Source organism: Nitratireductor sp. GCM10026969 (genome assembly GCF_042660605.1).
In the GTDB taxonomy this organism is placed as follows: domain Bacteria; phylum Pseudomonadota; class Alphaproteobacteria; order Rhizobiales; family Rhizobiaceae; genus Chelativorans.
Genome location: NZ_JBHSUM010000004.1, coordinates 1 through 13,235 on the forward strand (window position 1 = coordinate 1; position 13,235 = coordinate 13,235).

Consider the following 13,235-nt stretch of genomic DNA (forward strand, 5'->3'; position numbering starts at 1 on the left):
CCGACGGCTGCGGCGTGGCGCCCGCGGCACGGGATGAGGTGCTTGCCACCAGCGGGCGCGGAGCGATCGTCACGGCCGGGCCCGAGACGGAGAAGGTCATACGCTCCGAGGGCGCGGATCGGCCCGCCTGGGACAACCACTTGCGCCGCATTTGAACGGTCATTCAATCCGGTGATCACAAAAGGGCTCTGAGCAGACGACAAACCGGAGCGGCACTTCGGCAGGCCAAGAACGCGGCAGGTTGAAATGAGAGGCGCAAAGTCTATTCTCGGCCACGGCATCATATACAATTGAAATCCCTCCCGGAAACCGAGGTCACCAGTTGCCGGCCCTTCTGCGATACGTTCTGTCTCCGCTTTTTGCGCTTCTTCTGCTCACAGGTTCTGTGGCCGCACAGACCGAAGCGCCGCCCGCACAGGAACCGCCCGGCGGTCCGCAACCGAGCTATGGAGCGATCGCGGATCTTCTCGAAGACGAAGCAGCCCGGAATGCTCTGATCGAGGAACTGCGCAGGCTTGCGGCCGGAGACGCCATGCCGGCGGAACCGGAAACACAGGATGTCTCGCTGGCCCGCCAGATCGCGGATCTTACAAGTACCGCCGCCGAAGGTTTCGTGACCGAGCTCGACGCGGCCTACGACCGTATTCTGGACCTCAACCTGGGTACGTTGTCGTCCACGGGGATGGCGAACCTGGCAAAGGGTGCATTCGATCTCGGCGTCGTTGTCGCTGTCGTCATTGCAATCCTTTGGCTGTCGCGAATGCTGGCGCGTTCGGTCTACCGAAGGGCATCCGATTGGGTGCTGGTGCCGGACCGTCCGGGAACCTGGTTGCGGCGTTGGCTGGCGGCCCTTGGCTGCAGCCTGCTCGATCTCGTCACCGTCGCCGCCGGATGGGTGGCCGGCTATGCCGTCGCCCTTTTCGTCCTCGGGGATGGGACCGGGCGCATCGACACGAGCCAGTCACTCTTCCTCAACGCCTTTCTCGTCATCGAGACCGTCAAGGTCGCGCTCCGGCTCTTTTTCGCAACGCGATACGACGGATTGCGGCTGCTCCCGATCAGGGGCGAGGAGGCAGCCTACTGGAATACGTGGCTCTCGGGTCTCACGAGCTTCGTGGGTTACGGGATTCTCCTTGTCGTGCCGATCGTCAACATCAATCTCGGAACGGCACTGGGATCTGTCGTTGCCGCCTTCGTCTATGGTGTGGCGCTCATCCTCGCGGTTGTCATGATCCGTCAGAATCGCGAGCCGGTCAGGACGCGGCTCGAGGCGATGGCCGAGAGGAGCCAAGTCGGCTTCGCAGGCATCCTTCTGGGGACGCTGGCTCGCGTCTGGCACATCATCATGATCGCCTATCTTTCGGTGCTGGCACTGCTCCTGATCATAGAGCCGGAGGAAGCGCTCTCCTTCATGATCGGCGCAACGGTCCAGACGATCGTAGCGATTGCAGCAGGAATTCTCCTGTCGGCGTTGGTCGACAAGGCGATCGCTTTCGGCGTTCGGCTGAAGCCCGAGATGCGTTCGCAATTCCCGATGCTGGAGGAGCGGCTGAACGCCTTCGTGCCCACGACATTGAAGGTGGTGCGCATCGTCATTGCCCTCGTCGTGGCGGCGGTTGTTCTGGACGCCTGGAAGGTCTTCGATTTCTTCGCCTGGATACGCTCGGACAGCGGCCTCCTGGTCCTCGGAAAGATCATTACGATCGCCCTGGTGCTGCTTGCGGCTTTTGCCATCTGGCTGTTCGTTTCATCCTGGATCGAATACCGTCTCAACCTGCAAACCAGTGGCGTCCTCGCCGCCTCCATGGCGCGCCAGCGCACGCTTCTGACGATCTTCCGCAACGCCTTGACCGTCGTCCTCGTCGTCCTGGCGGTGATGATCACGCTGTCCGAACTCGGCGTTGACATCGGACCATTGCTGGCCGGGGCCGGCGTACTCGGTCTCGCCGTCGGCTTCGGCGCGCAAAAGCTCGTGCAGGACGTCATCACGGGTGTGTTCATCCAGCTCGAAAACGCCATCTACACGGGCGACGTCGTCACGGCTGCCGGAACCACGGGCGTGGTCGAAAAGCTGACGATCCGTTCGCTCGGGATTCGCGACCTTTCGGGCACCTACCACATCGTCCCGTTTTCCTCCGTTGATACGGTGTCGAACTTCATGCGCGGCTTCTCCTACCACGTGGGAGAGTACGGGGTGGCGTACAGGGAGAACATCGATGAGGTTATCGAGGTGATGAAGCAGGCGTTCGAGGAATTGCGCGCCAACCCCGATTATTCCGACAGCATCATCGACGATCTCGAGGTGCACGGGGTCACTCAGCTTGCCGATTCCAGCGTGAATGTCCGCATACGCATCAAGACCCTGCCCGGCCAGCAATGGGGTGTCGGGCGCGCCTACAACGCCACCATCAAGAAGCACTTCGACGCGGCCGGAATCGAGATCCCCTTCCCGCATGTCACGCTCTATTTCGGCGAGGACAAGAAAGGCTCCGCGCCCGCCGCGCCGATCAAGATCATTCAGCCCTCGCCTCCGGTTGCGGGCAAAAAATCCGACGATGCAAAGCCGAGCAACCCCCGGCGGGCGAAAGTCTCAAAGAGGAAGTCGGCACAGTCCTCACAGGAGAACAAGACGGATATCCCTTCCGACGGTGAGGTCTAGAGGCTGCCAGGAACCATGGATGGGGCTGCGCACACGTGTCCCGAACCCGTGCGCCAGCCAACGATGCGCCGGATTCGGCATCGATGCGCGGGTAACAGGCTTGCGTGTACACCTCCGGACCCATGGCCTTTCCGATGACGCCCGTTCCCAGAAAGCGGCTCATGTTCGACCTGGTCGATGGCAGCTTCAGACAGCGACGAGCCAGGAATGGCCAATCAATCAGTCTGAAAAAGACTCCCGCCCGACTGTGCAAACCGCATAAGATGGCCTTCTCGGGTTGACGGGTACGGCGTGCTACCCAAAAATCGAGACATGCGGATGACGGCGCGCGCAAGCGCGTCGAAACGGGAGGTCTCATTCGCGGGAGGAAAAGATGACGGAATTCATCAGGCTCTTCCGGGGCCCCTTCGGGCATGTCTCACTTCTGAATGTCGGCGGCAATCTCGTCACCCATGCCCACCCGGAGATCCATATCGTTATCTGGCTGGCGGGTTGCGCCGGCACCATGACGGTTGACGGCTGGACCATCGCCCCGCGGCCGGGGATCGCTATAGGCATCAACTCCTTTGAGCCCCACAGCCATACCTTTGCCAGGTCCGAAACCCCCGGTCAGTTCCTGGCCTTCTACATCGACCGTGAATGGCTCAACAGCCGGCTCGGGTTGCCGCCCGCCTCCGTGGCCTTCGAGAAGCCGGTCATCCCGCTGCCGCCCTGGCTTGCCGATCTGGCGTTTCTGCTTCCCGACCGGCTGGCCAGCGACGAGGAGGAGCTCGTCTCCTACGAAGTTGTGCGCTTCATCGACCATGTCATGGCGGCCGCCGGCGCGACGCAGCCGAAAAAGGCAGGCGCCAAGACGATGCGCCGCAGCCGGGACTTCCGCATACGCAAGGCGGTCGCGCTGATGGAAGCGAATATCGGTGAACGCATCTGCTTTGACGAGGTCGCCCGCAGCGTCGGCCTTTCCCGGCCGCACTTCTTCGTGCTCTTCAGGGAGCAGATGGGGGTCACGCCGAATGTCTACTGGAACACGCTCAGGCTTGCCGAAGCCACGCGATGCCTGCAATCCTCCGACGAACCCGTGATCTCTCTCGCCTGCAATCTCGGCTTTTCTTCGCAAGGAAACTTCTCCCGCTTCTTTCGCGAACACACAGGCGTTCCGCCGACCGTTTATCGCTCGGCAGCAAGCGAGGGCCGGCCGGGTCTGCCCACACGGGGGCGCGCTGAATTCCTTCGTTAGACGGACCTTCCGGTTCGATTTTCAGACTATTCGATAGGTACTCCAGACCGATCGATAAGCACTTGCCGCTCCGCCTCCCTACGATCCACTCAACTGGATCAGGATAGGGAAGCACATGCCTACAGTCACCGTTTCTTCCGTCATCGATGCACCGGTCGAGAAGGTCTGGGCACGCATCCGCGACTTCAACGGCCTGCCTTCCTGGCACCCGCGCATGGTCAAGAGCGAGATCGAGGACGGACGGCCCGCCGACGAGATCGGCTGCGTGCGCAAATTCCAGCTCGCCTCGGGCGCAACGCTGCGCGAGAAGCTGATCGCCTTCTCCGACACCGACCATTCCGTCACTTACAGCATCCTCGAAACGCCACAGCCGATCAGCAACCACCAGGCAACGCTCTCGCTGCGACGCATCACCGACGGCAACCGAACTTACGCCGAATGGACCGCGACGTTCGATGCGCCAGCCGAGGAGGCCGACAAGGTGGCGGAGGGCATGGGCGCCAATGTCTTTCAGGGCGGCTTTGACGCGCTGAAAGCCCATTTCGCGGAGAACCCTTGAGAAAAAGCCATGGCCATGACGCTCCAGACTTTTTCGACTGCGGACGCCGCCGGTGCCGCGCTGGCGGCTGACGACGCCTCGCGCTATATCGGCGGCGGCACACTCGTCGTGCGCCAAGCCAATGAAGGCGACGTGTCCTTTTCGACATATGTTCGGGCGACGGATCCGGCGCTTTCGACCATTACCGTAGAAGACGGCCGGGCGACCCTCGGCGCTTCCGTGACGATGGGGCGGATCATCGCCGATGGGCGCCTCGCCTGTCTCGCCGAGGTGGCAAAGAGCGTCGGCGGCCCGGCGATCCGCAACGTGGCGACCGTGGGCGGCAACCTTTATGCACCAGCGCCCTACGGCGACCTCGCCGTCGCGCTGCTGGCGCTGGATGCAACCGTAGAGATCGGCGGTGGGCCGATCCCGCTTTCGGCCTTTCTTGCGGATCGCCACGGGACCTACGCACATACGGTGCTGAAAAACGTCGGCTTTGCCTTGCCGGTGGCCGGCAGCTTGCGATTCCTCAAGGTCTCGCGCGTCAAGCCGAAAGGTATCTCGGTCGTAACGATCGCCGCTCTTCTTGAGGAGAAGGACGGAACGATCACCAGCGCCCGCGTCGCCTATGGCTGCATGGCCGACCGGCCGATCCGGGCGCAAGCGGTGGAGGCTGCGCTCATCGGCAAGCCACGGACGGCGGACGGTATCCGCGATGCCTTGGCTGTCGCCGCCGACGGCACCTCGCCCATTACCGATGCGATCGCAAGCGCATGGTACCGCAGCCAGGTCCTGCCGGTGCATCTGGGCAGGCTGCTGCTCGCCTAGCAGTGTAAGGGAGGAGGCGATGGCAAAGGTTCCGGTACAGTTCACGCTCAACGGCGAGGAAACGGCGGAGTTCGTCGAAAGCGGCACCACACTCTTGAAGGCGCTGCGCGAGAAGATCGGCGATATGTCGGTGAAAGGCGGTTGCCACCAAGGCACCTGCGGAAGCTGCTCCATCATCATCGACGGCGACCTCAGGCTTTCGTGCCTCACCCTCGCGGAGACTTGCGACGGTGCGGCCATCGAAACCACCGCGGGGCTTGCCCGCGGCGGCGTGCTCCATCCGCTGCAACGCGCCTTCCATGAAGGATTCGCCGCGCAGTGCGGCTTCTGCACGCCGGGCATGCTGATGGCGGCCAAGGTACTGCTTGACCGCAACCCGTCGCCGAGCCGCGAGGAGGTCATCGACGCGATCGGCGGCAACGTCTGCCGGTGCACCGGCTACGAACCGATCATCCAGGCGATCCTTTCGGCCGCACGGGCCAATTCCGTCAACGCGGCCTAGAGGCCGCCAGGGAGGGCACAATGGAGGTCCGCAAATCCTACTTCGCCGACGAGCGCAAGGATGATCTCAAGGAGATCGGACAGCCGCGGCCACGCGTCGATACGCTCGGCCACGTCACCGGCAGGACGATCTATTTCGCCGACCGGGAGTTCCCCGGGCTCCTGCATCTGAAGATGGTGCGCAGCCCCCACCACCATGCCCGTATCCGCGGCATCGATCTTTCCGAGGCCGAAAAGCAACCCGGCGTCGTGCGCATCCTGACGGCCGCCGACGTGCCGCATAATGTCTACACCATCCTGACCCTCATCCAGGTGGGTCCGGAGGACGAGACGGTGCTCGCCACCGACAAGGTGCGCTGGAAGGGCGAGGCGATCGTAGCCGTCCTCGCCGATAGCGAGCGTGCCGCCCACGAGGCGGCCGCCAAGGTGAAGGTCGACTACGAGGTGCTGCCGGCGGTCCTCAGCATCGAGGATGCGCTGAAGCCGGACGCGCCGATCGTCAACGAGTACCACGGCCAGAACTATTATCGCTACGACAGTGGCGAATGCCGCAAGGTTCGCTTCGGCGATGTCGAGGCCGGCTTTGCCGAGGCCGACCACGTGCTCGAGGAGACCTATTCGTCAGGACCAATCGAGCACGCGCCGACGGAGACGACCGGCTGCGTCGTGGTGCCCGAAGGCGACGGCCGCTTTACCTGCTACACCAACACCCAGGCGATGTTCTTCACGCTCGACAACACCTCGATCATCCTCGAGATGGAGGGAGCAAAGCTGCACATGGTCGGCGGCACTGTCGGCGGCGGGTTCGGCGGCAAGGTCGACGTCATCGTTGAGCCGATCGCCATCCTCGGTGCGAAGCTCACGGGAAGACCCGTCTCCTTCATCTACAGTCGTGAAGAAGAGATGCAGGTCTCTTCCCCGCGCGCCGCCGAGAAGCTCGTCATCAAGGACGGCGTCATGAAGGACGGACGGATCGTCGCGCGCTACGTGAAGGCCTATATCGACGCCGGCGCCTACTCCCGGCACTCGCCCTATGGCGCGCAGAAGTCGGCGGCGCACTTCCCCGGCCCCTACACGGTGCCGAATGTCTGGGTGGACAGCTATTGCATCTACACCAACCGCACGCCGTCGAGCGCCATGCGCGGCTTCGGCGTGACGATCGGCGACTTCGCGCTCGAGGTGCAGATGGACAAGCTCGCGCAGTGCATCGGCATGGACCCGATCGAATTCCGTTTCGTCAACGCCTATCGCGACGGGGACATGAAGGCGCATCGTCAGGTCACCGAAGGCGCGGCGCTGATCGAATGCATGCAGGAGGCCTCGCGCATCGCGAGCTGGCCGGTCGCCGAGAAATACATGCGGATGTCGTCCGCCGCGAGGGAGGGCTGAACCATGGCTTTGAAGAGAGGCCGCGGGGTCGCGGCAGTTAACTATCCCACGGGCATGAACCTCGGCGGCGATCCGACGCAGGCGCTGGTGCATTCCACACCCACAGGAAACTTCATGGTCTCGCTGTCCTCGGTCGATCTCGGCCAGGGAATGAAGCAGATCATGACGCAGATCTGCGCCGAGACGATCGGCGTGCCGAGCGACCGCGTGGTGATCGACACCGCCGATACGGATACGGGCCCGCACTGCATGGGCACCTTCGCCTCGCGCGGGACCCACCGCGCCGGCAACGCCGTCATTCAGGCCGCCAGGGAAGCGCGCCAGGTGATGCTGGAGGTTGCGGCCGAGGAACTGGAGACGGATGCCGCCGACCTTGAAACGGATGGCCAGGGCAACATCCATGTGAAAGGCGCGCCGCAGCGCTCGGTCTCGATCTTCGATACCGCTCTCGCCGCCCATTTCAAGCATGGACGCTCGATCTCCGGGCGCGGCATGTTCCTCATCCCCCGTTCCTATCCGGATACCGAAACGGGCGCCATGAAACCCTCCACCTGCTATGCCCATGCCTGCACGGTGGCGGAAGTCGAGGTGGACGACGAGACCGGCGAGGTGACCGTTCTGTCCGTCAAGAACGTCTTCGAGATCGGCCGAGCGCTCAATCCGAAGATGGTGGAACAACAGCTCGTCGGCGGCTCCTGGATGGGCATGAGCCACGCGCTTTACGAGACGACGGAACCGTACTATCCAAGCCGGGAGCATGGCGGGCGCGACTTCAACCAGTATCTGATGCCCGGGCCCGGCGACCTCGCGGAAACCGAGATCGTCGTGCTGGAGCGGCCCGCGGCGGACGGCCCCTATGGAGCCAAGGGGCCCGGCGAGATGTGCGCCAATCCGCAGATCCCGGCAATAGCCAACGCCATCTTCGACGCCGTTGGGGTGCGGGTCGACACGCTGCCGATCACGCCCGAACGGGTTCTGCGCGCGCTGCGGCAGAACGCCGGTGCGGCCCATTGAGCGGCGCGATGGGCGCAATGGCGGCAAGCGACGTTCCAAGCTCGCCCGAACAGGTTGCCGAGCGCTTCGGGCAATGCCGCTACATCGCCGACGAGCCGCTTGCGACAGCGGTCTTTCTGGCCATCCGGCTCGGCAAGCCGCTGCTTTTGGAAGGCGTGCCGGGCGTCGGCAAGACCGAGGCCGCGAAGGCCGTGGCCGAGATATTGCAGAGGGAACTCATCCGCCTGCAATGCTACGAAGGCATCGACGCTCAACACGCCCTCTACGAGTGGAACTACCAGCGCCAGCTCCTAGCGATCCGCCAGGCGAAGAAGGCCGAGACCGACATCTATGACGACCGCTTCCTGATTGAACGTCCGCTGCTGCGCTCGCTCCGCAACCCCGAGCGGACGGTGCTCCTGGTCGACGAGATCGACCGCTCGGACCATGAATTCGAAGCGCTGCTTCTTGAATATCTCTCCGATTTCCAGATCTCGATTCCCGAGCGGGGAACGGTGCGTGCAGGCGAACCGCCGATCGTGATCCTCACTTCGAACCGCACGCGCGAACTGGCGGAAGCGCTCCGCCGGCGCTGCGTCTACCACTGGATCGCCTATCCCGATCCCGTTCGCGAAACGGCGATCATCCTGGCCCGCGCCGCCGACGTGGCCGAGAGCACGGCGGCCGCCGTCGCGCGCGCCGTAAGCACCATCCGCGCGCACCCGCTCGCCAAACCGCCCGGCATTTCGGAGGCCGTCGAATGGGCAAATGCTGCGACCGTTCTGGAAAAGACGGGCAGCCCGTGGCCGGAAGCTTTCCGCCGGGCGATCGGCGTGCTTCTCAAGGATGAGGAGGACCTCGCCTGCATGCATGAGGAACTGCCGCGCATCCTCGAGGAGGCACTGACGTGAGGCAGGCAGCGAGCGCGAAGCGCCGGACGCAACCACCGCCCCGCCTGCCGCGGGAATGCACCCCCTTCCTCGATTTTGTCCAGGCGCTGCGCCGCCACGGTTTCGCCGTGGCGCCTGACCAGACGGTGAGCTTTCTCGCGGCGGTCACCCTGCTCGGCCCGAAAAGCATGGAGCATATCCGGCGCGCCGCCATTGCAACGCTTGCCCCGCCGGTCGACAGGCAGGGCACCTTCGACGCCCTCTTCCGCGCCGTCTTCTTCGGAGAAGAGCGCGTAGCGGCCGTGCAAAGAGAGGAAGAGGAAGAAATCGTCGTGAAGGACCAGGGCGGCGCCGAAGCTGTCGGCGAGATCCTCCTGCAGCGGGAAAAGGGCGGCGCCCACGCTTCCGCGACGGAGCGGCTCTCCACGCGCGCGTTCGATAACAGGGAGCGCTCCTTGAGGGCCTTCCAGCGCCAGCTGCCCGACGCCCTGCCCCGCCGCCGGACCTTCCGGCACCTTCGGACCCGTTCGAAGGGCATGATCGACCTGCGCCGCTCGTTCCGCGACATCGTGCATGCGGATGGCGATCTCGCCTCCCCGCGCTTGCGCCGACGCAAGGAGATTGCGCGCCGGCTGCTGCTGATCATCGACATCTCCGGTTCGATGCGGGAGCACACGGACGGACTTCTTGAGCTCGCCCACGCGGCCGTCCAGGCAGTGCCCGGCACCGAGGTCTTCACCATCGGCACCAGGCTCAGCCGCATCACGACGGCGCTCAGGAGCCGGGACCGGGCCCAGGCGCTTGAGCGCGCGGCTGCGTCAGTTGACGACTGGGACGGCGGAACGCGCATAGGACCGGCGCTCAAGGCCTTTCTCGCAGTGCCCCGCTTCGTGGCCCTCGCTCGCGGCAGCCTTATCGTTCTCGCATCGGACGGCCTGGAGCGTGGCGGCCATGGGGATTTCGTGGATTCGATACGTCGCCTCTCCGCCCTTGCCTATCGCCTGTCGCTTGCAACGCCACTTGCCGGGGATCCGCGGTTCCGGCCGGAAACGGCGGCGCTCGCCTCCATCCTGCCCTGGCTCGACGATCTCGTTGACGGCTCAACCGGCGAGGCGCTCGCACGCTTTATCCTGTCGCTCGGCAGGCCAGCACCCCGGGCGGCAGTCGTATGGAAGGAGGAAGCCCATGCAGCGCGTCATTGACTCGCATTTCCATATCTGGCGCCGCGCCGACCTGCCGTGGCTCAGCGGCCCCATGGTCCCGCGCATCTTTGGTCCCTATGAGCCGATCCGGCGGGACTATCCGATCGACGAATATCTCTCGGAACTCGAGGGGCTGAACGTCATAAAGGCCGTTTATGTACAGACCAACTGGGCAAGGGAGGATTTCGAGAAGGAGGTCGCCTGGGTGAGCAAGACGGCCGAGCAAACCGGCTGGCCGCACGCGATCGTCGGCTATGCGGACATGTCGGCAGAGGACGTTCGCCCGCAGCTCGACCGGCTCAAGGCCTATCCGCTGGTACGCGGCGTGCGGATGCAGCTGCACTGGCACGAGGTGCCGGAATACCGCTTTGCCTCCGGGCCCGACCAGGTTGTTGATCCGACCGTGCGAAGGAACGTGGGACGGCTCAAGGAATACGGCTTCTCTTTCGACCTTCAGCTCTTCCCGGCGCAGATGAAGGCGGGTGCGGAGCTTGTCGCAGAAAACCCGCAGACGGATTTCATCCTCACCCATTGCGGCATGCTGGTCGACGACCGGCCGGAAACCGTCGCCGCCTGGAAGGACGGCCTCGCCCGCCTTGCGCCCCTGCCGAACCTCTTTGCCAAGCTCTCGGGCCTGGGCACCTTCGCGCACCGGAACGATCCGGACCTCACAACCTTGATCGTCGATGCCGCCGTCACGATCCTGGGCAGCGAGCGGCTGATGTTCGGCTCGAACTTCCCGATCGAAAAGCTCTGGTCGGACTACGCTTCGGTGCTCTCCGCCCATCGCGCCGCAGCCGAGCGGCATGGCGCGCAGGCCGTGGCGGACATCATGCACGACACGGCCGAGCGCGTCTATCGACCGGCATAGATCTAAAGCGGGATAATTCGGGTGGAGCCGGCAGTGCGTGCCTTCACCCTCGTCCTTACAAGCTCAGGATGAGGGTAAAGGCAGGCCGGCCTCATGTAAGCTTCGACTTCAACGAATGGCGCATTGGCCAGCCCTCATCCTGAGCTTGTCGAAGGGCGAGCTTGTCGAAGGACGAGGGATGCCATTCGCAACCCGATCAGCCTTCAATTCATGATACTAGCTATGCTTGATCTCCGTGCCCAGCACCTTCAGGCACTCGCGCATGAAGGCGGCCAGCGCCGTCCAGCCCTTCGCCGAGACCATCTTGCCGTCGACGAGCGCCTCCGTGGGCGACAGGTCGACATAGGTGCCGCCGGCGAGCCTCACCTCCGGCGCGCAGGCGCCGAGCGCCCCGACCCTCTTGCCTTCCACCACACCGTCGACGGCAACGAGAATCTGGACGCCATGGCATATCGTGAAAATCGGCTTGTCGGTCTCGTGAAAGTGCCGGACGATTGCCTGGATACGTTCGTCGGTGCGGATATATTCGGGGCCGCGGCCGCCCGCGCAATAGACGGCGTCATACTCCTCAGGCCTCACCTCTGAGAAGGTCTTGTTGATGACGAAGTCATGCCCCGGCTTTTCGGTATAGGTCTGATGCCCCTCGAAATCGTGTAGCGAGGTCTTGATCACGTCGCCGGCGTTCTTGTCCGGGCAGATCACATGAACCGTGTGGCCGACCGCCTCCATCGCCTGTTGGAAGACGAAAATCTCGTACTCTTCGGTGAACTCACCGGTCAGCATCAATATCTTCTTGCCCGGCATCGTTTTACTCCTCCCGTCAATTACCCAAAATCGATTATCTCCAGCCCCCTCGCCGCGAATATCATGCGTTGAGATCACGGCGGATGTGGCGATAGCCTTCCCGATGGACCGCGTCGGGCTTTCGGCGAAATCCCCCGGTCCTTGGCCGCCCTCGTCGGCCCTCGCGTGGAATGGAGCGGTCCGCAATCTGGTAATACCAGACTATCCTATAGGGTCAAGGACCCGAATTCTGACACTCGACCTTTCCATTTCCAACGTTCTTTATAACACATTGTTTTATCGTGCAAACGGCCATCGCAACTCATGCTCGTTGTCAAATCTTGTAGATCGCCTGAGAATGCGATAGAGGTGAAAGAAGATTGTATTGGTCACACCAGATATCGCGCCTGGCTAAGCGCGGAGCTTTCAGGAGGAGGCAAGGAGGATGCATCTTTCGACACACAACTGGATGCGGGCGGAACCACTGGAGACGACGCTGCGCCGTATCAAGCAGTTCGGTTATGAATCCATCGAGATATCAGGCGAGCCAAGTCAGTATCAGGTGGGGGAGACGCGCGCGCTGCTGAAGGAACACGGCATCCGCTGCTGGGGCGCGGTGACGCTGACGCTTGGCGAGCGCAACCTCGCGGCCAAGGACGAGGGGCAGCGGGCTCGTTCCGTCGATTACGTAAAGAGCGTGATTACGATGGTGTCGGAGCTCGACGGGGAGATCATCACGCTCGTGCCGGCAACGGTGGGCAAAGTCGTTCCGGACGCCACCGAAGAGGAGGAGTGGCAGTGGGTCGTCGATGCCACTCGGGAATGTTTTGACCATGCGCAGAAGAAGGGCGTGCGGATCGCCATCGAACCGCTGAACCGTTTCGAAACCTATCTCTTCAACCGCTGCGCGCAGGCGCTGGCCCTGGCCGAGGCCGTCAGCCCCGAATGCGGCGTTTGCCTCGATGCATTCCACCTGAACATCGAGGAAGAGGACATCTACGAGGCGATCCGGCTCGCCGGCAGGCGCCTTTTCGATTTCCACATCGCCGACAACAATCGCTTTGCCGCCGGCCTCGGCCATCTCGACTGGCCAAAGATCATCGGCACGCTCAAGGAGATCGGCTATGACGGCGCGCTGACGAACGAGTTCGTCGCACCGGTCGATCGCACGCCCGCCGCGAAATATCCGGACATGGTGGAGCACGACCCCGTCGATATCCCGCCCGAGCAGCTGAAGTTCATCCAGGATCACGGCTCCAGCCTGCTCACGGAGAAGTTCTATTCCGACCAGATGCGCATTACGGCCGAGACGATCCTGCCGCTGATCCGATGAGCGCATAA

The 13,235-nt window shown here is 63.4% G+C and carries 12 protein-coding genes; 11 read left to right on the forward strand and 1 reads right to left on the reverse strand.

Annotation, left to right across the window (positions count from 1 at the left end; translation table 11 throughout):
* The first annotated feature begins 385 nt into the window (after positions 1-385).
* The 10 genes from ACFP9U_RS01865 to ACFP9U_RS01910 all read left to right on the forward strand — a co-directional run bounded on the left by ACFP9U_RS01865 (position 386) and on the right by ACFP9U_RS01910 (position 11,111).
* Positions 386-2,659, forward strand: coding sequence for a mechanosensitive ion channel domain-containing protein (locus ACFP9U_RS01865; protein ID WP_378618597.1), 2,274 nt, complete (start codon positions 386-388; stop codon positions 2,657-2,659).
* 373 nt (positions 2,660-3,032) lie between these two features.
* Positions 3,033-3,896, forward strand: coding sequence for an AraC family transcriptional regulator (locus ACFP9U_RS01870; protein ID WP_378618599.1), 864 nt, complete (start codon positions 3,033-3,035; stop codon positions 3,894-3,896).
* A gap of 115 nt (positions 3,897-4,011) precedes the next feature.
* Complete coding sequence (locus ACFP9U_RS01875) at positions 4,012-4,455, forward strand: SRPBCC family protein (protein WP_322453648.1); 444 nt, start codon at positions 4,012-4,014, stop codon at positions 4,453-4,455.
* A gap of 9 nt (positions 4,456-4,464) precedes the next feature.
* Complete coding sequence (locus tag ACFP9U_RS01880) at positions 4,465-5,265, forward strand: FAD binding domain-containing protein (protein ID WP_378618601.1); 801 nt, start codon at positions 4,465-4,467, stop codon at positions 5,263-5,265.
* Positions 5,266-5,284: 19 nt separating this feature from the next.
* Positions 5,285-5,767 (forward strand): (2Fe-2S)-binding protein, encoded by a 483-nt coding sequence (locus ACFP9U_RS01885; RefSeq protein ID WP_378618602.1) that lies wholly within the window; start codon positions 5,285-5,287, stop codon positions 5,765-5,767.
* 20 nt (positions 5,768-5,787) lie between these two features.
* Positions 5,788-7,155 carry a xanthine dehydrogenase family protein molybdopterin-binding subunit gene (locus ACFP9U_RS01890; RefSeq protein ID WP_378618603.1) on the forward strand — a complete coding sequence of 456 codons (1,368 nt, stop codon included), beginning with the start codon at positions 5,788-5,790 and terminating at the stop codon, positions 7,153-7,155.
* 3 nt (positions 7,156-7,158) lie between these two features.
* Complete coding sequence (locus tag ACFP9U_RS01895) at positions 7,159-8,169, forward strand: xanthine dehydrogenase family protein molybdopterin-binding subunit (RefSeq protein ID WP_378618605.1); 1,011 nt, start codon at positions 7,159-7,161, stop codon at positions 8,167-8,169.
* A 17-nt stretch (positions 8,170-8,186) separates the two neighbouring features.
* Positions 8,187-9,059, forward strand: coding sequence for an AAA family ATPase (locus ACFP9U_RS01900; RefSeq protein ID WP_378618606.1), 873 nt, complete (start codon positions 8,187-8,189; stop codon positions 9,057-9,059).
* Positions 9,056-10,240 (forward strand): vWA domain-containing protein, encoded by a 1,185-nt coding sequence (locus ACFP9U_RS01905; protein WP_378618608.1) that lies wholly within the window; start codon positions 9,056-9,058, stop codon positions 10,238-10,240. The genes ACFP9U_RS01900 and ACFP9U_RS01905 overlap by 4 nt, the downstream gene beginning before the upstream one ends.
* Complete coding sequence (locus tag ACFP9U_RS01910; RefSeq protein ID WP_378618609.1) at positions 10,224-11,111, forward strand: amidohydrolase family protein; 888 nt, start codon at positions 10,224-10,226, stop codon at positions 11,109-11,111. The genes ACFP9U_RS01905 and ACFP9U_RS01910 overlap by 17 nt, the downstream gene beginning before the upstream one ends.
* A 216-nt stretch (positions 11,112-11,327) precedes the next feature.
* Here the strand turns inward: ACFP9U_RS01910 and ACFP9U_RS01915 are convergent, their stop codons facing one another.
* Positions 11,328-11,915 (reverse strand): DJ-1/PfpI family protein, encoded by a 588-nt coding sequence (locus ACFP9U_RS01915; protein ID WP_378618611.1) that lies wholly within the window; start codon positions 11,913-11,915, stop codon positions 11,328-11,330.
* A 424-nt stretch (positions 11,916-12,339) separates the two neighbouring features.
* Between ACFP9U_RS01915 and ACFP9U_RS01920 the strand changes: the two genes are divergently transcribed.
* Positions 12,340-13,227, forward strand: coding sequence for a sugar phosphate isomerase/epimerase family protein (locus ACFP9U_RS01920; RefSeq protein WP_378618612.1), 888 nt, complete (start codon positions 12,340-12,342; stop codon positions 13,225-13,227).
* The last annotated feature ends 8 nt before the right edge of the window (positions 13,228-13,235 follow it).